Source organism: Aquimarina algiphila (assembly GCF_947494415.1).
Lineage (GTDB): Bacteria > Bacteroidota > Bacteroidia > Flavobacteriales > Flavobacteriaceae > Aquimarina > Aquimarina algiphila.
In genome coordinates, this window is record NZ_CANLVC010000006.1 from 1,092,634 (window position 1) to 1,113,783 (window position 21,150).

19 protein-coding genes and 1 tRNA gene are annotated in these 21,150 nt (G+C 31.6%); 10 read left to right on the forward strand and 10 right to left on the reverse strand.

Annotated features, from left to right (window positions below):
• Positions 1–112: 112 nt before the first annotated feature.
• A tRNA-Met gene (locus PQF96_RS13985) sits at positions 113–186 on the reverse strand.
• A gap of 146 nt (positions 187–332) precedes the next feature.
• Between PQF96_RS13985 and PQF96_RS13990 the strand changes: the two genes are divergently transcribed.
• Both PQF96_RS13990 and PQF96_RS13995 read left to right on the forward strand, forming a co-directional pair.
• Positions 333–725, forward strand: a complete 393-nt coding sequence (locus tag PQF96_RS13990; RefSeq protein WP_109437764.1) for an START-like domain-containing protein — start codon at positions 333–335, stop codon at positions 723–725.
• Positions 726–789: 64 nt separating this feature from the next.
• On the forward strand, positions 790–1,638 hold the full coding sequence (locus tag PQF96_RS13995; RefSeq protein ID WP_271766902.1) for an aminotransferase class IV: 849 nt from the start codon (positions 790–792) through the stop codon (positions 1,636–1,638).
• Here the strand turns inward: PQF96_RS13995 and PQF96_RS14000 are convergent.
• The 5 genes from PQF96_RS14000 to PQF96_RS14020 form a co-directional block, all read right to left on the reverse strand.
• On the reverse strand, positions 1,635–2,195 hold the full coding sequence (locus PQF96_RS14000) for a YqgE/AlgH family protein (RefSeq protein ID WP_109437762.1): 561 nt from the start codon (positions 2,193–2,195) through the stop codon (positions 1,635–1,637). The genes PQF96_RS13995 and PQF96_RS14000 overlap by 4 nt on opposite strands.
• Before the next feature lie 141 nt (positions 2,196–2,336).
• Positions 2,337–2,609, reverse strand: a complete 273-nt coding sequence (locus PQF96_RS14005; protein WP_027413194.1) for an HU family DNA-binding protein — start codon at positions 2,607–2,609, stop codon at positions 2,337–2,339.
• 188 nt (positions 2,610–2,797) lie between these two features.
• Positions 2,798–3,745, reverse strand: a complete 948-nt coding sequence (gene fmt, locus PQF96_RS14010) for a methionyl-tRNA formyltransferase (RefSeq protein WP_271766903.1) — start codon at positions 3,743–3,745, stop codon at positions 2,798–2,800.
• 4 nt (positions 3,746–3,749) lie between these two features.
• Positions 3,750–5,651, reverse strand: coding sequence for a RecQ family ATP-dependent DNA helicase (locus PQF96_RS14015; RefSeq protein ID WP_333924824.1), 1,902 nt, complete (start codon positions 5,649–5,651; stop codon positions 3,750–3,752).
• Position 5,652: 1 nt separating this feature from the next.
• Entirely contained in the window at positions 5,653–6,210 is a 558-nt protein-coding gene (locus tag PQF96_RS14020; RefSeq protein ID WP_109437876.1) for an AAA family ATPase, read from the reverse strand.
• A gap of 276 nt (positions 6,211–6,486) precedes the next feature.
• Here PQF96_RS14020 and PQF96_RS14025 point away from each other — a divergent pair, with 276 nt between their 5' ends.
• From PQF96_RS14025 to murA, 7 genes are all read left to right on the forward strand, one after another.
• Positions 6,487–6,948: a (2Fe-2S)-binding protein gene (locus tag PQF96_RS14025; RefSeq protein WP_109437760.1), complete on the forward strand. Its 462-nt coding sequence runs from the start codon at positions 6,487–6,489 to the stop codon at positions 6,946–6,948.
• Between the two features lie 20 nt (positions 6,949–6,968).
• Positions 6,969–9,122 (forward strand): xanthine dehydrogenase family protein molybdopterin-binding subunit, encoded by a 2,154-nt coding sequence (locus PQF96_RS14030; protein ID WP_271766904.1) that lies wholly within the window; start codon positions 6,969–6,971, stop codon positions 9,120–9,122.
• Between the two features lie 7 nt (positions 9,123–9,129).
• Positions 9,130–10,191, forward strand: coding sequence for an XdhC family protein (locus PQF96_RS14035; RefSeq protein WP_271766905.1), 1,062 nt, complete (start codon positions 9,130–9,132; stop codon positions 10,189–10,191).
• Positions 10,169–10,786 (forward strand): nucleotidyltransferase family protein, encoded by a 618-nt coding sequence (locus PQF96_RS14040; RefSeq protein ID WP_271766907.1) that lies wholly within the window; start codon positions 10,169–10,171, stop codon positions 10,784–10,786. Before PQF96_RS14035 ends, PQF96_RS14040 begins: the two co-directional genes overlap by 23 nt.
• 75 nt (positions 10,787–10,861) lie before the next feature.
• Positions 10,862–11,146: a DUF493 family protein gene (locus tag PQF96_RS14045; protein WP_109437756.1), complete on the forward strand. Its 285-nt coding sequence runs from the start codon at positions 10,862–10,864 to the stop codon at positions 11,144–11,146.
• Positions 11,147–11,428: 282 nt separating this feature from the next.
• Positions 11,429–12,079 carry a DUF4290 domain-containing protein gene (locus tag PQF96_RS14050; RefSeq protein WP_109437755.1) on the forward strand — a complete coding sequence of 217 codons (651 nt, stop codon included), beginning with the start codon at positions 11,429–11,431 and terminating at the stop codon, positions 12,077–12,079.
• 45 nt (positions 12,080–12,124) lie between these two features.
• Positions 12,125–13,438, forward strand: coding sequence for a UDP-N-acetylglucosamine 1-carboxyvinyltransferase (murA, locus tag PQF96_RS14055; RefSeq protein WP_143916500.1), 1,314 nt, complete (start codon positions 12,125–12,127; stop codon positions 13,436–13,438).
• A 112-nt stretch (positions 13,439–13,550) separates the two neighbouring features.
• Here the strand turns inward: murA and PQF96_RS14060 are convergent, their stop codons facing one another.
• The 4 genes from PQF96_RS14060 to PQF96_RS14075 all read right to left on the reverse strand — a co-directional run bounded on the left by PQF96_RS14060 (position 13,551) and on the right by PQF96_RS14075 (position 20,156).
• Positions 13,551–14,402 (reverse strand): hypothetical protein, encoded by an 852-nt coding sequence (locus PQF96_RS14060; RefSeq protein WP_271766908.1) that lies wholly within the window; start codon positions 14,400–14,402, stop codon positions 13,551–13,553.
• A 64-nt stretch (positions 14,403–14,466) separates the two neighbouring features.
• Entirely contained in the window at positions 14,467–17,070 is a 2,604-nt protein-coding gene (locus tag PQF96_RS14065) for a hypothetical protein (RefSeq protein ID WP_271766909.1), read from the reverse strand.
• Positions 17,071–17,170: 100 nt separating this feature from the next.
• Positions 17,171–17,956 (reverse strand): DUF805 domain-containing protein, encoded by a 786-nt coding sequence (locus PQF96_RS14070; RefSeq protein ID WP_109437751.1) that lies wholly within the window; start codon positions 17,954–17,956, stop codon positions 17,171–17,173.
• Between the two features lie 319 nt (positions 17,957–18,275).
• Positions 18,276–20,156 carry a sensor histidine kinase gene (locus tag PQF96_RS14075; RefSeq protein ID WP_271766911.1) on the reverse strand — a complete coding sequence of 627 codons (1,881 nt, stop codon included), beginning with the start codon at positions 20,154–20,156 and terminating at the stop codon, positions 18,276–18,278.
• Between the two features lie 261 nt (positions 20,157–20,417).
• On the opposite strand from PQF96_RS14075, the gene PQF96_RS14080 reads away from it, so the two are divergent.
• Entirely contained in the window at positions 20,418–20,993 is a 576-nt protein-coding gene (locus tag PQF96_RS14080; RefSeq protein ID WP_109437749.1) for a Crp/Fnr family transcriptional regulator, read from the forward strand.
• The last annotated feature ends 157 nt before the right edge of the window (positions 20,994–21,150 follow it).

Genomic DNA, 21,150 nt, shown 5'->3' on the forward strand with positions numbered 1-21,150 from the left:
AAATATAGAAAAACCACACTTAATTGATTAAAACTCTTTTGGTGGCATTGAGTATAAAAAGTGTTTAAAAAAAAATAAGCCCTTTAAAATAAAGGGCTTAAGTGAATTAGTGTAGCGAGAGGGGGGCACGATCCCCCGACCTCTGGGTTATGAATCCAACGCTCTAACCAGCTGAGCTACCTCGCCAAATAGATGCTACATCATTTTAATTCGGGTGCAAATATAAAAACAAAAAACATTGGTGCAAACAATTATGCATAATTAATTTTTTTTTCAATGTACTTTTAAAGTCGACAATTAATCTATATATTGGCTTACCAACAATTAATGATATGTCTGAAAAAACAAAATATGAAATTGAATTTGTGGTACAGTCATCACCGCAACTATTATATCAATATATATCTACACCTTCTGGGCTTTCAGAGTGGTTTGCTGATAATGTAAATTCCAGAGGAGAACTATTTACATTTATTTGGGATGATTCTGAAGAAGAAGCAAAACTTTTAAGTAGAAAAAGTGGCGAAAGAATTAAATTTAGGTGGGTAGAAGATGAAGAGGAAGGAAATGATTATTTTTTTGAATTACGAATTCAAGTAGATGAAATAACCAAAGATGTTTCCCTAATGGTTACTGATTATTCTGAAGATGATGAAATGGATGAAAATAAGATGCTTTGGGATAACATGATCGGTAATTTAAAACATGTTTTAGGTTCTGCATAAATCTTTATTTTTATAATACAAATTTTATACACCCATAAAAAATCAAATTTATGGGACTTTTTTTATGGTTAATATAGATGGACAATTGGTAGAGGATGATAAGGCCGTATTGGCTATTAGTAATAGAGGGTATGCGTATGGAGATGCTCTATTTGAAACCATTAGGGTTAATTCTGGAGTAATTTTATTTTGGGAAGATCACTATTTTAGATTAATGGCTTCAATGCGCATCTTGAGAATGCAAATACCAATGCAGTTTACCCCAGAATTTCTAGAAAAAGAAATTATTAATCTGGTGACAGAAAATGGATTAATGAATTCTTCTGTAAGAGTGAAACTTATTGTAAATAGAGTTTCTGGAGGGTTATATACTCCTTCATCCAATGAGATAGAATATAATATTTCTGTAGTTAAGTTAAACTCCAATTTTTATACTTTAGCTGATCAGAAATATGAAGTTACACTTTTTAAAGATCACCATGTAGTAACAGATCTTCTCTCAACGTTAAAATCAAATAATAAATTGGTCAATATTCTTGGCGGAATTTTTGCGGAAGAGAACGGTTTTGATAATTGTTTATTAATAAACTCTAATAAAATGATTATTGAAGCTTTAAATGGAAATTTATTTTTGGTAAAAGGAAATGTGATAAAGACACCTCCTTTATCTGATGGATGCTTAAGAGGAATTCTTAGGACTCAACTAATACGTATCCTTGAAAAATTACCAGAATATACTGTAGAAGAATCTTCTATTTCACCTTTTGAACTTCAAAAAGCAGATGAATTATTTATTACTAATGTAATTACAGGAATTTTACCAATAACGAAGTTCAGAAAAAAAGAGTATGATTCAAAGATTAGTAAAAGATTATTGGGGATATTAAATACCAGAATTAGATTAGGAGATTAATTATAGGTAGGATTTTCTGGAGCATTAGACCAAAGCATATACTCCCCACCAAGTTCAATCATTTTTTCTTTCCAGAAAGTGTCATAAGATTTTCCAAAAATATTTTTCTGATAACTATTCTCAACAATTACCCATGAATTAGCTTCAAGTTCTTGATTAAGTTGTTTAGAATCCCAACCAGAATATCCTAGAAAAAATCGAATTTCATTAGGTGTAATTTTGTCTTTGGCGATAAGTTCAGACACAATGGTAAAATCTCCTCCCCAATAAATACCACAGGATATCTCAACACTGTTAGGAATTAAGTCGGGTACTTTATGAATAAAATATAGATTATCTTGTTCTACAGGACCTCCATTATAGATCTTAAAATCTACTTCGATCTCTGGAACGAGATCGGCAAGTAAATAATCAAGAGGTTTATTCATTATAAAACCAATTGATCCTTGCTCACTATGATCCGCTAAAAGTACAACCGAACGGTTAAAGGAAACATCTCCAATAATAGAAGGCTCAGCAATTAATAAATGTCCTTTAGAGGGTTGAAGGGATATCATACAATAGATTTTCTTTATCTTAAAGCTAAATAATTATTTCTAATAATCAAAGTAGTTATGTCTTTTTTGCCAAAAAAAACTTAAAAAAAGCATAAAAAAAGCCCCCATGTGGGAGCTTTTAAATGATATCGAAAGAACTGATTAGTTAACTGAACTTGATAAATCAGCACCAGCCTTAAACTTCACAACGTTTTTAGCAGCGATTTTGATAGTTTTACCAGTTTGAGGATTTCTACCTTCTCTTGCAGCTCTTTTAGAAACTGACCAAGATCCAAATCCAACTAAAGAAACACGTCCTCCTTTTTTAAGAGTACCTTCAACGTTTCCTAAGAAAGATTCTAAGGCTTTTTTAGCCGCTGCTTTAGTAATTCCAGCATCAGCTGCCATTGCATCGATTAATTCTGTTTTGTTCATAATTCTGTTTTTAAATTAATTGTTGGTTAAACCAATCTTTTATGTTAAACGCTCTACAAATTTATACGGATTTATGATTCATGCAAGGATTAGCCCAGTAAATACAGGGATTTGTTGATAACTAAGGGTGATTGTTAATAAACAATGTTGTTTTCTATGAATTTTCAAACCCCTACTATACTTAGGCTCTAGCACATTTTTGCATCTCTATAAAAAACATAACCATTTAATAGTGCTTTAGATTCCATTGCTTTTTTACCAGGAAGTTGAAGTTTATTTATAATAATATAACCTCCTTTTACAGATACTTTAATATCAGAATCTTCTACAATGATTTTTCCTATATCATTATTGTGAACCTCTTCTACAGGATTTGCATCGTATATTTTTATGTTTTCAGAAATTCCTTTATTATATAGTTGACACCAGGCAGAAGGATAAGGGCTTAATCCCCTTATAAGGTTATTAATGGTGTATATATCTTTTTCCCAGTTAATCTTTGTGTTTTCTCGATTTAGTTTATAAGCGGTCTTAAAATCGGTGTCTTTAGGTTGTGGTTTTACAATTATTGTATCACTTTCTATTGCTTTTATAGTAGTTAATACCAATTTAGCTCCCTTTGTCATCAACTTATCATGTAGTGATCCCGCAGAATCATTATTTTTTATGGTTACCTCTTCCTGAAAAATAACATGACCTGTATCTATCTTTTCATCAATAAAAAAAGTAGTTATCCCTGTTTTTTTCTCTCCATTAATAATTGCCCAATTAATCGGAGCAGCTCCTCTATAATCAGGAAGAAGGGATGCGTGTAAATTAAAAGTGCCATATTCTGGCATATTCCACACGACTTTTGGTAACATCCTAAAAGCTACCACAATATTTAGGTTGGCATTTAATGATTTTAGTTCTTCAATAAAATGCTCGTCTTTTAAATTAGTTGGTTGCAATACCTTTAAGTTTTTTGATATGGCATATTCTTTCACCGCAGAAGCTTTAAGTTTTCTTCCTCGTCCGGCAGGTCTATCAGGAGCGGTAATAACTCCAACGACATCATATTCGTTTTCTATAATAGTTTTTAAGGTTTCAACGGCAAAATCCGGTGTCCCCATAAATAGGATTCGTAAGTTTCTCATTATTTTATACTAATTGATAGTTGTTATCGTGGTTGATTTTTATAATACTATGTTCATTCATTTCCCGCAATACTTGTAAAATTAATTTTTCGGGATATGTTAAATGGGATATCAAATCTCTTGAAGATAAGTCTTTTCCTTGTAAAAGAAGGATAATATCATCTTGTATTTTCTTAACATTTATAGGTGATACATTCTTTTTCTTATTGGTACAGAAGTTACATAATCCACAATCTACAGTATTTTCTTCTCCAAAATAACTTAATAACAGCCGACTACTACATTTACTTTTATTTTCTGTAAACTTTAATATAGCTTCTACTTTTTTAATTTTAGAAGTATTTTGATCAATAAGATGTTTGCTAACTCTATTGATTGTGCGATCATCTTCTCTGGGTACTAAAAAAATAATTTCTGCATCAGAAAGAGTATGAGTAAATTCAATTAATTCAGCATCTTTTAGCTTATTTAGAGTTTCGATAACTACTGTTTCTGAAGTATTTACTTTTGAAGAAATTAATGGTATGTTAATAGCTATTTCTTCATCAAAAATACCGCCATACGTTCTTAAGATTGCTTTAGTAATGTATTCATATTCTGTATTGTTTTTTAAAAAATCCAGAAGATAATTCCCTGTAGTAAGAACCTGAACACTGCTTTTTTTGGTAAATCTTTGTGTGAATCTTATTACTCCGCAACGATCCAGAAATTGTAATGCGTTATACGTGATTAGTGTATGAAGTTCATATGTTTTGCAGAATGTGTTAAAATCAAAATCATGAACAGTTTGCTCACCTTCTCCGTAAGGAATTCGGAAATAACTACAGAGTTTTCGATATACAAGCTTAACTGCATTGACATCGGGTAATATTTTTATAAATTGATTGTGTAAACGATGAGTATCATTTTCGTTTTTTAAAAGAAATGCTAATGAAGGTAAGCCATCACGACCAGCTCTTCCAGCTTCTTGAAAATAACTCTCTATACTTTCTGGGACCGTATAATGAATTACGGTTCGTACATTTGGTTTGTCAATTCCCATACCAAATGCATTTGTAGCTACCATTACTCTGATTTCCTCATTCAACCATTGATTAAAACGTTTTGTTTTCTCTGTAGCGTCTACACCACCATGATAATATGTTGAAGAAAAACCGCTAGCATTAAGAAAATCACTAATCTCAATTGCAGATTTTCGATTTCTTACATAGACTATAGATGTTCCAGGATGTTTTTTAAGAATCTGAGTAAGTTTAAAATTCTTGTCTAATACATGCTCTATTAGATATCCCAGATTAGATCTAAAAAAAGATTGTTTAAATATCTTTGGTTGAAAAAGATCCAATGAAGTAATGATATCATCAACAACTTCTACTGTTGCAGAGGCTGTTAAAGCTATCATAGGTACAGCAGGATGAATTGTTCTAAGAATCTCTATTTTTTTATATGAAGGTCTAAAATCATTTCCCCATTGTGAAATACAATGAGCCTCATCTACGGCAATGAGGTTTATATTCATTTGTTTTAATCGTTCTTGAACGATATCTTGTTGAAGACGCTCTGGGGACAGATATAAAAATTTATAATTGCCATAAATACAGTTATCAAGCAAAGTGTCAAGTTCAGAATATTTAATTCCGCTGGTTAACGCTATTGACTTAATACCTTTTTTCTGAAGATGTTGTACCTGATCTTGCATCAATGCAATTAAAGGAGAAATTACAACACAAATACCTTCTTTTAGTAGGGCAGGTATTTGAAAACAAATTGATTTTCCTCCTCCGGTAGGTAATAAAGCAAATGTATCGTGACCTTCTAGTACCGAATTGATAATCTTTTCCTGAAGAGGTTTAAAAGTATCATATTTCCAGTATTGTTGTAATATTTGAAGAGGAGATTTTATCAATCTATATGCTTTTTTTAAGAATAAAGTCTAAACGTTCTTTAACACTTCCAAAAGGAACTTCTATACAATCATACCCTAATCGATTATAAACATCTTTTAAATGATGATGAATTTCTTGTGCTTGCTCATAACTTTCATATCGTTCATCATCAGAGATATAAATTTCTTTCCATGGAGGTAATAGAAAAATAATATCATACATGTGATGTTTACATGCATTAACGAAATCGTCATTATAGGATTGGTCAAAATAATCCATATAGGCTAAAACATCTGGTATTCCTCTATCATAAAAAAGAATATCATCTTTTTTTGATGTTGCATCTGTGAATTGTTGTATTCTGCCTTTAAGAATTTGCAGGTTAAACTCATGAGGGTCAGATACAGATACAATTGGATTTGAAGCAAAGGTAGTTGATTGATCTTTTTCTTTTGCTTCTTGGGTCATTGCTCTTATAACTTCATGAAAGCAAAAATAATTAGCTTCTTCCAGTTTAACGATAACAGAAGTTTTTCCTGTACCCGGACCTCCGGTAATTACAATTCTTTTTTTAGCCAAATCAATATTTTTATACAAATTTCGGAATTATAAAAGGATTTTTAAAAGAAGTTCTTCAAAGTTTTTGTAGTTGTATGTAACCGTACTTTATAATAAATGGATAAAACACATCATTCCAAACCGATATTAAGATCCAAATCTTTAAGGTTATTAATATTAATATAAAGGTCTGTTAAAGTTGATTTTGTCAAAGCTAATTTTTAGTACTTTCAATAGCAATTCATGTAATATTGCTTTATTTAGACTAGTTAAAAACAAATCCTAAAACTTAAACTCATGCCAGTTTATAATTTAAAAGTAAATGGTCAGTCTCATACTGTTGAGGCAGATCAAGATACACCTCTTTTATGGGTGTTAAGAGATCACCTGGATATGGTTGGAACCAAATTTGGCTGTGGTATTGGCCAATGTGGAGCATGTACCATACATGTCGATGGATCTGCAACAAGAAGTTGTTTGCTTCAGGTTTCGATGGTTGAAGATATGGAAATTACTACAATTGAAGGGCTATCTGATGATGCTTCACATCCAGTGCAACAGGCATGGAAAGAAGTTGATGTTCCACAATGCGGTTATTGTCAAGCGGGACAAATGATGTCTGCCGCAGCTTTTCTATCTCAGAATTCTAACCCAAATAAATCTGAAATAAGAGATGCTATGAGTGGTAATATTTGTAGGTGTGCATCATACAATAGAATTGAAAAAGCCGTAGAGGTTGCTGCTAGTAAACTGAGTTAACCCATTTAAATCTTCACAAAATGAAAAATAATATATCACCTTCCTTTAGTAGAAGGTCTTTTATAAAGACTTCAGCATTAGCTGGAGGCGGAATGTTAATTGGGTTTAATCTATTTCAGTCATGCAAACCTGAAGCAACTCCACCAGTAGATATTTCTCAGCTAAATTTTAATGACTTTAATGCCTTTATCAAAATAGCAGATAATGGTATGGTGACTATTTTTTCTCCAAATCCAGAAATAGGTCAAGGAGTTAAAACATCCATGCCGATGCTTATTGCAGAAGAATTGGATGTTTCTTGGGAGAATGTTCATGTTGAGCAAGGAGCTCTAGATACCAAGAATTTTACTCGACAAGTGGCTGGAGGAAGCCAATCCATACGACATGGATGGGAACCATTGCGCCAAACAGGAGCAACGGCAAGACAGATGTTAATTAATGCAGCTGCAGCACAATGGGGAGTTAATGCATCAGAATGTAAAACAGAAAATGGAGTAATTAGTAATGCAAATGGTGATAAATTGGGCTATGGAGAAGTAGTTAAAGTTGCTGCTACTCTCGAAGTGCCAGAAAATGTCACGCTAAAAGATCCTAAGAATTTTAGTGTAATAGGAAAAGATACTCCTAATGTAGATATTGATAAGATTACTACAGGAAAACCACTTTATGGATTAGACTATAAGGAAGAAGGAATGGTATATGCTTCTGTATTAAGACCTCCTTCTTTTGGCAAAAAGCTTGTAGATTTTGATGATACTAATACCAAAGCGGTATCAGGAGTGCAGGATGTAGTTAAATTTGGGGATAAAATTGCTGTTTTAGCAACTTCTACCTGGGCAGCGATGAAAGGTAAAAAAGCTTTGGAAGCAAATTGGACATCTGATTCAAAATTAGAAAGCACAGAAGAGCATGATAAAATCTTAAAGGGCCTTTTAGAAGGTTCTGAGTTTAATACATTAAGGGCGGATGGAGATGTAAAAAAAGCATTTGCAGAAGCTGACCAAGTAATTGAACGAACTTACGAATCTCCATTTTTACCACATAATTGTATGGAACCTATGAATTTCTTTGCAGATGTTACTCCAGAGAAAGTTCGCTTGGTAGGACCTATACAAACTCCTGCAGGAACGGCAAAAAGAGTTGCAGATTTGTTAGAGCGAGATGTAGAAGATGTTTCTGTAGAAATGACTAGAATGGGAGGTGGTTTTGGTAGAAGATTATATGGCGATTTTGCACTGGAAGCAGCAGAAATATCTAAAATTTCTCAAAAACCTGTTAAAGTAGTATACTCCAGAGAAGATGATATGTCAGCTGGGATATATAGACCTGCCATAAAATATAAAATCAGTGCATCTGTTAAGGATAATAAAATTACAGGTTATCACCTTAAAGAAGCCTCTATTAATTCGAATATGTATGGATTGATACCTAATTTTTTCCCTGCTGGAGCTGTTGAGAATTATCAGGTAGATGTAGCAAATTATGATAGTAAAATTACTACAGGAGCCTGGCGTGCGCCATATACTAACTTTTTATCTTTTGCAGAGCAAAGTTTCTTTGATGAATTGGCAGAAGTATTAGAAGTTGATCGTATACAACTTCGTTTGGATTTATTACAAAAAGTAAAAGGAACCACAGATGAAAGGATTCAATATTCTCCAGAACGATTAGAAAATGTAATTAAAGTTGCTGTAGATAAATCAGGATGGGGCAATAAAAAGGAAGGTGTTTATCAAGGGTTTAGTGCGTATTATTGTCACAATACACATGTTGCAGAAGTAGCAGATGTTGTATTAGAGAATGATACTCCGGTAGTCAAAAAAGTTACTTGCGTAGTAGATTGTGGTATTGTCGTTAATCCTCTAGGAGCAAAAAACCAAATAGAAGGTGGAGTAATTGATGGAGTAGGTCATGCCATGTATGGAGACTTTTCTTTCAAAGACGGAACTCCCCAGGATACGAACTTTAATACATATCGTTTAATTCGTATTAATGAAACTCCAGTAGTTGAAACTCATTTTATAGAAAGTGATATCGCACCAACAGGATTAGGAGAACCTACGTTACCTCCTGCAGGAGCAGCAGTTGCGAATGCAATAAAAGCAGCTAAGGGAATACGGTTATATAAGCAACCTTTCATTAAGAATATGAATACCAAAGCTCCTTTGGGATAGTACTTTTATGACACACGAATTTAAAGAAATAATAGAATGCTACTATAAAGCCAGGCAGCAGGGTATTCCTGCTGTTATGGCAACTGTAGTTGATGTAGAAGGTTCTTCATATAGAAGGCCAGGGGTTGGGATGCTTATACTCGAAAACGGTACAGTGACTGGAGCTGTAAGTGGTGGATGTGTGGAAAAAGAAGTATTGCGACAAGCACAATCTGTATTTAAAACAGGATCTCCCAAAGTAATGACTTATGACGGGAAATATCGTTTAGGTTGTGAAGGTTTGTTGTATATTTTGATAGAACGTTTTGAAATGACCAATTCTGGTATTGAAGCTGTTCAAAAACATTTAAAATCCAGAACACCTTTTGAAATAAAATCAATGTATTCAAAAGCAGAACAAAATCTCTCTATGATGGGATCTGTTGTTTTGTTTAAAGAAAATCAAGAATTTGTTTTTTCAAATAAAGTAAATACGAGAATAGATGTATCTCTTGATTTTTTTCAAAGGGAAATACAACCATGTTTCAGGTTAGTGATTATTGGTACAGAGCATGATGCGGTTAAATTAGGTCAATTAGCATCTATGACAGGATGGGAGGTTGAAATTATAGGTTCTCCACATCATCCTAAATATCTTAAGGATTTTCCTGGTGTGACACGAGTAATTAATGCTACACCAGAAGAGTTGTGTCTTGATAATATAGATGATCAAACAGCTATTGTCTTAATGACTCATAACTTTGCTAAAGATTTGTTATACCTTCAAGCGATAAAAGATACTCAACCAGTATATATTGGATTATTAGGTCCTGCAAGACGTCGGGAGAAATTACTTTCTGCATTTATAGAATATTTTCCAGAAGTTGCTGATGAATTTCTGGATTCGATCCATGGGCCGGCTGGTTTAAATCTGGGAGCAGAGACACCACAAGAAATAGCAATTTCAATTATTGCTGAAGTTTTAGCTACAATAAGAAATCAAACTCCAATTCCATTACAAGAAAAAAAAGGAGCAATTCATGATGATCCTAAAAGGAAAAGTATAAATGTCGTTTCTACTCGAATCTAAAATAGCTCATGTTATACTTGCTGCAGGATCTTCTAGTAGGATGGGAGAACCAAAACAATTATTAGTTTGGGGAGAGACCACATTGATTGGGCATGCTATACAGCAAGGAATGATGTTGGAAAACGTAAAAACATATGTTGTTTTAGGAGCATATTATGATCAAATCTACCCAACGGTTAAAGAATTTCCGATAAGTATACTTAAAAATGAAAATTGGCAATTAGGGATGGGAAGCTCTATTCGTTTGGTAATTGAAGCTCTCGAACGAGACATTTTGACATATTCAGCCATTTTAATTTCCCTAGTTGATCAGCCTTTACTTGATGCAAAACATCTTAATAGATTGATCATAGAATTTAATCAAAACCCTAATATGATTATAGCTACAGATCTAAATGAAATAATAGGAGTCCCAGCGATTATTACAAAACAATATTTTAAAGAATTATTACAGTTAAAAGAGGATTTTGGAGCACGATATATAATCAAAAAACATATCAATAATGTACAAACTATTTCTGCTCGTGGTAAAGGGTATGATGTTGATACTCAAGAAGAATATAACACCTTGTTGAAAAGTAACTTCCCTTCTTAAAAATGAAGTGGAAGAGTATTCTTTTTGTATGTGATAAACTGTATCTTTGGCCTGAATTTTGCATTTAAGCAGCATATGAAAGATCAAGAAGAATTTTACAAAAAATTGAAAGTGCAATTGGCGGATACAGCACTTTGGCCAACCGCTTATTTATATAAGTTCATTGTACCAACTGACACTATAAAAATAGGACAAATTGAAACCATTTTTGATAACCTTGGAGCTGTAATTACTACAAAAAAATCTAAAAATGGAAAATATACAAGTGTATCGATTAATGTACGAATGAAAAACCCAGATCAGGTAATTACTAAATATAAAGAAGTTGCTGTTAAAGTAGAAGGTGTAATTTCACTTTAAGAAATATGGTTTCCTGTTAAGTTTAAATTAAAAAGGAGATAAAAATTCTTAAAGTAGATTATAGAGCCTGTTATCGGTAAATAAATTTAGTATTGACCATAACTTACTTGTTTTATTTTAGTATTTTGCGGAACAAAATATAGAATAGTCTATAAAATAATCAATTGTCAAATAGAAGTTTATATGTGTATTACATATAATTACTCTTCAGGAAATCTAGATGATATCACTTATACATATTGATTTTTAAAACTATTTCTACGCAATTTTTACATACATTTTATGGATATTAACACTTTAGAATATAACACCGAGCGCGAAAAGCTCATTATACCAGAATATGGTCGTCATTTACAAAAAATGATCAATCATGCAATTGCTATTGAGGATAGAGAAGAACGTAATAAGGTTGCTAAGTCTATTATAGCAGTAATGGGAAACCTACAACCACATCTTAGAGATGTACCAGATTTCCAACATAAATTATGGGATCAATTATTTATAATGAGTGATTTTAAACTTGATGTTGATACTCCTTTTCCTGTACTAACAAAAGAAAAATTACAAGAGAGACCAGAACCTCTTAAGTATCCTCAAAATTTCCCTAAGTATCGTTTTTACGGAAATAATATAAAAAGAATGATCGATGTTGCGAATGGTTGGGAAGAAGGAGATTTAAAAAATGCTCTTACCATGACTATTGCGAATCATATGAAAAAATGCTATTTGAACTGGAATAAGGATACTGTCGAGGATAGCGCGATTTTCAACCATCTTTTCGAATTAAGCGAAGGTAAAATCAATTTAAAAGGAAGTAATGAAGATTTAACAGATTCATCTAATCTTTTAAGAGGGAAAAAGAAAAAACATAATACCAATAGCGGTGGTAAAAAGAATTATCGAGGCAATAATCGCGGAAAGAAACGCTACTAAATCTTTACCAACTACCAATTATTAACCACTAATTATTACAAGTACATGGGGACTTTTCAGATCGAAGGAGGCCATCAGCTTAAAGGGGAAATTACACCTCAAGGAGCAAAAAATGAAGCCTTACAAATTCTTTGTGCAGTATTATTAACTCCAGAAGAAGTTATAATTTCTAATATACCTGATATACGAGATGTCAATAAACTTATTGAAATCCTAAGAAATCTTGGTGTAAAAATCAAAAAACTGGGAAAAGGAGAATACTCCTTTAAGAGTGATGAACTTAAGCTTGAATATCTAGAGAGTGAACGCTTTAAAAAAGAAGGAAGTGGGCTAAGAGGATCTATTATGATCGTTGGACCTTTACTAGCTAGGTTTGGTAAAGGATATATTCCTAGGCCAGGTGGTGATAAAATAGGAAGAAGACGATTAGATACTCATTTTGAGGGGTTTATTAACCTCGGGGCAGAGTTTAGATATAATAAAGAAGAACGATTTTATGGTGTAGAAGCGCCAGAAGGTTTAACAGGGACTTATATGTTACTTGATGAAGCTTCTGTAACCGGGACAGCAAATATTGTAATGGCAGCTGTTTTGGCTAAAGGAACGACAACGATCTATAATGCTGCTTGCGAACCTTATTTGCAACAATTGTGTAAAATGCTGAATAGCATGGGAGCAAAAATCGAAGGAGTAGGTTCGAACTTACTAACCATCGAAGGTGTTACAGAAATGGTTGGATGTACCCATAGAATATTACCTGATATGATTGAAATTGGATCTTGGATAGGTTTAGCAGCAATGACCAAAAGTGAGATTACAATTAAAAATGTAAGTTGGGATAATCTTGGATTGATACCGAATACGTTTAGAAAATTGGGTATTACTTTAGAACAAGTAGGAGATGATATTTATATTCCGGCACATAACAATGGATATCAGATAGAAAGTTATATAGATGGATCATTTATGACAATTGCTGATGCACCATGGCCTGGATTTACACCCGATTTATTAAGTATTGTATTGGTTGTAGCTACACAGGCTAGAGGAGAGGTAATGGTACATCAAAAGATGTTTGAAAGTCGTTTGTTCTTTGTTGATAAGTTAATCGATATGGGAGCAAAAATTATATTATGTGACCCTCATAGAGCGACAATTATTGGTCATGATTTTAAGTCCACATTAAAGGCTACAACTATGGTTTCTCCTGATATTAGAGCTGGAATTTCTTTGTTGATTGCAGCGCTGAGCGCAAAGGGAACATCAATAATTCATAATATTGAGCAAATAGATAGAGGGTATGAGAATATTGATGAACGTTTAAGAGCAATTGGTGCAAAAATCACCCGAATGGAATAATAAATTATAGTTCAAAAGATAATAAACAACATATCCCTTTTTTATAGCATTTAAAAAAGGGATATGTCGTTCTATCCAAATGCTGGAAATCTATAGAATATTCTTGAAAAGTTTAGTTTTCATATTTGTGTATAAAATGATATTCTTCTCCATTGGTATATGAACCATATATAGCATTAAAACTACCATTTGAAACCCCTTTTTCCTCAGCTAACCTATTTTTATCATCATAAGTAGAAAGATAAAATTCAATTAAATGATTGTTTGCTGCTCTAACTTCCATTTTTATCAGGTTTTTATTAAAATCATATTCTCTTGAGATGTTATATTCACTTTCTCCTGCTCTAAAATCTCTATGCACCTCTTTAAGAGTTAGTCCTTTTTCTATCTCATAAGTATGTTCAGATAATAGATTACCATTTTCATTAACATCTTCAATATTTACAACTTCATCGGCATGATTATAGGTTTCTTTTCTAATGGCAATTAAATTGTTGTCACCGTCATAGATTTTGATTTCATTACATTTGTTAACCGTATCATATTCAGAAAATTGGCTCTCAATGAGTTTTTCGTTTTGATAAAATTTACTCACATAATTTTTTCCCTTAGTTTCAGTTACCAATCTATTTACTTCTTCTCCGTCTTGATAGGTTGTTTTTACATGTCCAGATTCTGAGTATTCTGTGATAACTTTTTCATATAGATCAGTTCCAAAGAAGAAATTTCTTTCAGTATTTCTTCCATTTTTATCATATATAAGTTCTAATCTGTTTAATTCATTACCATCACTAAGATCAATTTCTTCGACAAGTAGACCTAAATCGTTAAACGTTATTTTTTTCTCTGCATGTGGATTAGCTTGGTAATCTTTATAATAGATAACTTCATTCTTGGAGTTGTATAGTTCTTCGTAAACGAGAGTTTGTTCATCTTCTATAACTTTGTATGTGAGTTTTTTCATTAGATTTCTGATTATGATGAGTAACTTAAATTAAGTGTTTCTTTGATTATAGGTTGCTATAATTTTATTGATCTTTTTTTTCTGTTTGAGTCTCTTCTTCACTGCTAATTTCGTCCTCATTCTCTTTTTCAATGATTTCCTCTCCTTCAGCATTATATTTTTTATCTAAATAGTATAAACCATTCATATCTGGTTTATAGTACAATTCGGCAGCGCCATCTGATGCTTCAATCGGTTCTTTATTTTCATCATAGTATTTAATACTATGAATAAGACCAGAAATAGCCCTGTTATATTCATATATAGCCACCCCATAACTATTAGATTTTAGTGCATTATCGGTTCCATACATACTTTCCTTGGTAATAAAATGTGAATCATCAAAGATATATTTGATACTATGGTATCCATCAGGTCCTATAACAGGCTTTTGATACTTGTTAAAGTAAGAGAATTTTGTAATATAACCAGCTTGATTTAAAACTCTTTGTTCTGAAAAAACACCTTGCCAATCGTTTGTAGGGCGATCATATTGATTGTAATTACGGTATCCAATGTACCGATGAAGATCATCATATAAATACTCAATTGCACTTACACCATTATAATTATTTGTTCTTCTATTTTTGGAGTTATAGTAAATTCTTCGAATTTCTTTACCATACTCACTATACTTTGAAACTGTTTTTGACACACCATTAATAGGCTGATTTCTGATATTAAATCCTAGTACTAATGTGTCTTTACCTTTTTTATCATAATAAAATCTTGTTCTAAATACCTCGTCATAAAGAGTAGGTTTCATATGTTTATCGTAATTTAAACGCTCAACAAGCATATTGTCTTTGTTAAAATTGAAAAGTTTATAGGCAACATTTTGCTCTCCATTTGCTAATTGATCATTTACATTATAATAGGTGGTTTTTGTTCTATTATTTTGATTATCGTATTCCCAACGCACTATTGCTATATCTTTACTAAATGGTTTTAGGTTACCAATAGAATCTAATCCTGTTTTTTTAATTAAATTCCCTCTATTATCATAAGAATAAGAAAGTGTTTCGATTCCTTCTTCAGAAGTAGCAAAACATTTTTGCGAATCCATAAAAACCTCTTTTATGGTATGACCGCCCTTATTTGTATGTCTTTTTGTTACGGCGACACCATGGTCATTGTTAAAAATATTATTAAATGCATCTGTATTGTAAGTATAGTAAATAGAGTCGTTATCATATTCATATTTTAAAGCTCCATTTTTAACATCGTCAAATACTAGTACATAATTAGGATGGTATTTAGCTTTAAACAGAATTCTATTTTTTGTATCATAATCGATTACTTCATGAAAATAATCATCATACCCTGTAGTTGGTAACTCATTGGCATTATATCGTTTTACACTTGTGGTATTGTCATTTAAATCGTTTGTATATTCATAAGTACAAATACTATTTTTATTTTCAATAAGATCTCCATTTTGATCCAGGTTGACTGATTTTTCTAAATTCCCTCGTTCATCATATATATAATGTATGTTGTATTCATCAAGATGAGTTGCAAAGTTTCCTTCTTTATTGTATAATCTTACCCTTTTTATTTTATGATATTCATCAAGAACGTAATCATAAACAGAGATATAATCTTTGTCATTTATAGGATTGTTTTTATCATCAAAAGCCTCTATTTTTACCGTTCTTCCTTGAGTGTCAAATGCTCTTCTTTCGTGATGAGCTCCATCTCTATTTTTAATATGTTTACCATCAATATCATAATATGTAGCATATAAATTATTGTTTTTTGGGTTTCTTTTCCACAATATTTTATGTACAGCTTTATAAATGACAGGAGTGCTGTTTGAATCAAAATAGGAGATTGTCATATCCTTATTAATATTCCAATGTACCTTGCTAATGGTGCGTTTTAATTTAGTATTATAACTACGATCAGCATTATAATAATGCATCTCCAAAGAATTATCTGTTGGGCGAGTGATTTTGGTTATTGCAGTTTCAAAATATCCTCCATTGATTAATTTTCCATTGCTGTAAAATTTTATAATTACTTCATTATCTTTTCTGATTACCTGGTAACATTTACCATATTTACGATTTATATCACTAACAGGATATGCAGTGAGAGTTTTATGTTCTAATGTATGGTATATGTGTTTAAAATACTCTGTGTCTTTTTTGATATAATTTTGATAGCTTAGGATATCTGGATTTTGATAATATGCTGTCTGACGAAGAAGGTCATCAATTTTTAACTCCCAATAGCGTTGCTGTTGTTGATTTGTGTTGTGTTCTGAGATACTATCATATACTTCTTGCATACTATCTCGTTTAATCTCATATTTTTCGTAGATACGATTTAACTCTGATTTTGATATTTTTTTTTGCCTTTTTTTTACAATTTCTTTACGCATTAATCGAGCATAATATTCTGTTATATTAAAATGATATTGCTCATGCTTTAACAATTGTTGGTCATATAAAGTATCTAATAGCCGTTCGGATTGATTGGGATCCATATATGCATATACTTTAGAATCTGTTGATGTAATTCGATTTGGACAATAAATCTCCGAATAGACAGAAGCATCAAAACCGTCTTGCATATCAGATACAATTTCAAAATCTGTCCATACCAAATTGCGATCAGACCACATAATTGATTCTTTTAAAACAATCCTGTTGATGTAGCCAAAAAAAATAATTAACCCAAGTAATAATAAAGAAGTATAAGAGTAGTATTTTGGTTTCAAATGTTCAATATTTTATAATTTCTGAATTGTTTCTTTCGTCATTACTAACTTCATTTTTAAAATATCGAGGATAGATCAAAAAAGGAATGTATGTGATTCCCGTAATTAGGAGTATAAGAAAGATTCCGGATACAATAGTATCAACACTGAAATCTAAATTTAGAAAGACCAAATTATATAGTTGAATAAGAACATAAATGATAATTGCGTACATCACTCTATGTCTAAAAAGATAAGGCTTTAAATTAGGTAAAGCACTTCTTTTATGACTAAGAACTAACAATAGGAAGTAACATGGTATAAAAGAGAATCCAATGAGTAATAACCGAATTCCTTCTAATTGTATGTAATTCTTAATAATTATAGCGAACAGAGTGTTAAGTAAAGCTATACATAATAATTCATTACCAATATCAAGGATAGTTCTGTTTTTGGGTAAGGCAACTTTAAATTGAAAAGGTTTTTTTGGAGTAGTAGGAATATGGTTTTCTTTTGGGTTATACCCATATCTATTATTTCCATCTTGTCCCTCTCCAAAAATCATGATCAGTCCATAAAAAGGAATTAATTGAAAAAAGCCACTACTACCGAGGTCATGACAACGTTTAGTTCCTTGTGCAATTATAAACCAATACCCAGGTAAAATAATTAAGAAGAATAAAGACTCTGCTTCATCAAAAACTTCAATTATCATTCCCATCATAAAAAAAGCAGCCAAAAATATAATATAACTCAAACCATATTCGAGTCTACGGATTCTTCCCGAGAAGGAAAAAGGATTTCTAAACATAAACTAAGGGCATTAGGTATATTGCGAATATAAAATTTTCTTTATAAACATAAAATCAACGAATTAGCTATTTACTTTTGATAAGGAGAACTTATAAAAGTATACAAGTATGTGTTGTAAAAGAATAAAATGTTACCATGCCTCTAATTTTATATGTACTGATTTTATAATTTTCTTTTCTAAAATATTTGAATTTCAATACATATGAATCTTTGTATTATGAAGTGACGGCTATAATATCCTTGAGTTATTACTTTTTTTGAAGGATAATTTAACCTAAAGTTTTTGAATTAAGTAGTACGGTTTTTTTAAGTATTATTCAATTTTTGGAAAAAGGGATAGTGAAGTAGAACGTAGAACCCATACCTTTTTTGCTTTCTAACCAAATTTTACCGTCCAACATTTCAACATAAGCTTTTGCAATTGATAATCCTATACCAGCACCTTCTAGAGCATAACGATCTTCTTCTATATCTGCTTGAACGAACCGATCAAAAATTGCTTTTTGACGATTTTTAGCAATACCAATACCCGTGTCCTTTACATAAAAAAGTAAATTTTCACCTTCTTTATGGTATCCTAATTCGATACCACCTTCACTAGTATACTTTATTGCGTTCTTCATCAAATTGTTTAAAACTGTATGAAGTTTTTCATTATCTGTATTGATGCTGGCGTCTTCTGTCGATAGTCCATTGGATAGTGATAAAATAATACTTTTTTTATCTGTTAATGGTTTAAAGGCGGTATATAATTTATGAGTTTGTTCGTTGATATTAATAGTATCAATAGATATTTTTACCTGACCGGCTTCTATTCTAGAAATATCAATAATATCTCTAATGATGTTTAGCATTCGGGCCCCACTTTCTTTGATTAAATCTAAGTAGAGTTGTTGTTCGTCACCAGATAATTTAGGTTCATTTAGTAGTTCTGCAAGACCGAGTATACCATTCATTGGTGTACGGATTTCATGGCTCATGTTTGCCAAAAAAGCAGATTTAAGCCTGTCACTTTCTTCTGCTTTATCTTTTAATCTGCTTAATTCGAGTTCATATAATTTAATCTCAGTGATATCGGTTATTGTTCCTACGTATCCAATAATTTGGTTATTCTCATTATATTCTGGAATCGCTTGGCCTAATACCCAAATAACAGAGCCATCAGGTTTAAGAAATCTATATTCTGCGTCAGAAGCTTCTCTTTTATCAGCAGCGTTATACCAGCCTTTTTTTAATTTTTTTCGATCATCAGGATGAACGGCATTTAACCATCCATCATCCAATGCATCTTTTTCCGATATTCCAGAGATATCGCACCATTTTGGATTTACAAACGTAGTTTTACCATCAGCAAGAGTCATAAAAATACCTACAGGGACAAGATTAGTTAATGTGTGATACCTACTTTCTGTAAGCTGAACGGCTTTTTCGGCTACCTCAAATTTCTGTTTATAAGTTAGAGAATGAAAAATATCTTTGAAAGTTATATAATTAGTTTGATACTCTTCTTTTTCAAAATATTTTAAATAAATCGTAAAAATGATACTATAAAAAATTGCCATGAAATTTTTGGAGGCGAGTCCAGAATATAAAATCTTTTCAATATCCTTAAAAAACCTAAATGATCCCAAGGTGAAAAAGATAGCATCAAAACTTAAGACCAACACCATTGTTATTAATATCCGAAAGAATAGATTTGAAGTACGTTTAGAGATATATTCAAACAAAAAAATAATCAATATAGAATCTAGATAAAGTATACCTGTCCCAATGAATAGTACAAGCACACTGGTATAGAAAAAATCAGTAGAAACGTCAAAAGGATTATAATTGTTGGCGCCTTCAATATTCATTCTAAAGGAAAGTAAAAGAAAGCACAACACAGCATTGGCAATAACTAAAGCATATATTAATTTTCTGGCAGTAATAGCATCTTCTTTGATGTAAATTAGCAGTATTGAAAAAAGTGTAGCAGAAAATAAAACCGATGAACCCGGTGAAACTACAATAAGATCTGATATTTCAAAATAGAGTGTACTTGCCAGAAAAACTTGTATAAATTGAAATAATCCTAGTGAAGTAAATAAAATCCCTAAGCCAATCATAGTTCGTAACCGAAACAGAAGTAAAATAAGGAAAGCAACAACAAACCCTTGAAATAGAAAAATTAATATTTGATAAAAATTAAGTGTATCCATAGGGGGTAAGCACTACATGGGATGGGGTATTTGATATCCTTCCTTATGCTGGTGCATATAGGTTTTAATTAGCTACCCTAAAGCTACGAACAATTGTTAAGTTTTTTTTACGGTAAAACCGTAAAATTGACTACATGGATAGAGCGGTCTTATGTTAGGTTTTTAAACATTACTCTAATATTTAATTTATCTAATAGATTGGTAGTTTACTTTTGCAAATCAATAAATATTTTGTTCTTTCGTTGAAGAGATAATAATAATTTGGAAGACTTAAAAAAGAAAATAAGATCATTTACAGAGGTATGCGATTCTGATATGGAGTTTGGACTTCGGTTTTTTAGAAAGAAAACTTTTAAAAAAGGCGCGTTTCTATTAAAACCAGATCAATATATTGGAGATTTTTATTTTATGAAAGAAGGTTGTGTCTCTTATTATACAGTAGAACAGGGTACTACTAGAGTCATGGAGTTTTTTACCGAAGGCTATTTCTTTACTGATCTATATGCTTATATACAAGAAATTCCTTCTGTAGCTTATCTAGAAGCATTAGAAGATATCACGGTATATACCATTTCAAAAACAGATCAACAAAAGGTGTTTGATCATTCACATCAGCTAGAGCGTTTTGGTAGATTGTCAATGCAACGAACATTCGTAATTAATTTTCAGCGTATCAATCAACATAGAAACCTTACTAATCAGGAAAGATACTTGGAATTATTAAAAAAACGCCCTACACTTTTCCAAAGAGTCCCACAATATTTAATTGCCTCATACCTTGGACTAACACCAGTTGGACTTTCAAAAATAAGAAAGCGATTAAGCGAGAAAGGGTAATTTTTTAGTTCATAAGCATTAAGATGGTCTTATTCGTAATAAAATATTAGATATGGTATAAAAAGTTAAGAGTATCTAAAATTTGATATTTATTAAACAGGTTTAATTAGAATTTCTTAAATATTACCGAACTTTAGTGAAGTATTAGTATTCAATT

What these genes read in the sequence shown, in the direction of transcription:
- PQF96_RS13990 (WP_109437764.1), top strand. Translation starts at nt 333, where the DNA reads ATGTCTGAAAAAACAAAATATGAAATTGAATTTGTGGTACAGTCATCA.
- PQF96_RS13995 (WP_271766902.1), top strand. Translation starts at nt 790, where the DNA reads ATGGTTAATATAGATGGACAATTGGTAGAGGATGATAAGGCCGTATTG.
- PQF96_RS14000 (WP_109437762.1), bottom strand. Translation starts at nt 2,195, where the DNA reads ATGATATCCCTTCAACCCTCTAAAGGACATTTATTAATTGCTGAGCCT.
- PQF96_RS14005 (WP_027413194.1), bottom strand. Translation starts at nt 2,609, where the DNA reads ATGAACAAAACAGAATTAATCGATGCAATGGCAGCTGATGCTGGAATT.
- fmt (WP_271766903.1), bottom strand. Translation starts at nt 3,745, where the DNA reads ATGAGAAACTTACGAATCCTATTTATGGGGACACCGGATTTTGCCGTT.
- PQF96_RS14025 (WP_109437760.1), top strand. Translation starts at nt 6,487, where the DNA reads ATGCCAGTTTATAATTTAAAAGTAAATGGTCAGTCTCATACTGTTGAG.
- PQF96_RS14030 (WP_271766904.1), top strand. Translation starts at nt 6,969, where the DNA reads ATGAAAAATAATATATCACCTTCCTTTAGTAGAAGGTCTTTTATAAAG.
- PQF96_RS14035 (WP_271766905.1), top strand. Translation starts at nt 9,130, where the DNA reads ATGACACACGAATTTAAAGAAATAATAGAATGCTACTATAAAGCCAGG.
- PQF96_RS14040 (WP_271766907.1), top strand. Translation starts at nt 10,169, where the DNA reads ATGTCGTTTCTACTCGAATCTAAAATAGCTCATGTTATACTTGCTGCA.
- PQF96_RS14045 (WP_109437756.1), top strand. Translation starts at nt 10,862, where the DNA reads ATGAAAGATCAAGAAGAATTTTACAAAAAATTGAAAGTGCAATTGGCG.
- PQF96_RS14050 (WP_109437755.1), top strand. Translation starts at nt 11,429, where the DNA reads ATGGATATTAACACTTTAGAATATAACACCGAGCGCGAAAAGCTCATT.
- murA (WP_143916500.1), top strand. Translation starts at nt 12,125, where the DNA reads ATGGGGACTTTTCAGATCGAAGGAGGCCATCAGCTTAAAGGGGAAATT.
- PQF96_RS14060 (WP_271766908.1), bottom strand. Translation starts at nt 14,402, where the DNA reads ATGAAAAAACTCACATACAAAGTTATAGAAGATGAACAAACTCTCGTT.
- PQF96_RS14065 (WP_271766909.1), bottom strand. Translation starts at nt 17,070, where the DNA reads ATGTGGTCTGATCGCAATTTGGTATGGACAGATTTTGAAATTGTATCT.
- PQF96_RS14070 (WP_109437751.1), bottom strand. Translation starts at nt 17,956, where the DNA reads ATGTTTAGAAATCCTTTTTCCTTCTCGGGAAGAATCCGTAGACTCGAA.
- PQF96_RS14075 (WP_271766911.1), bottom strand. Translation starts at nt 20,156, where the DNA reads ATGGATACACTTAATTTTTATCAAATATTAATTTTTCTATTTCAAGGG.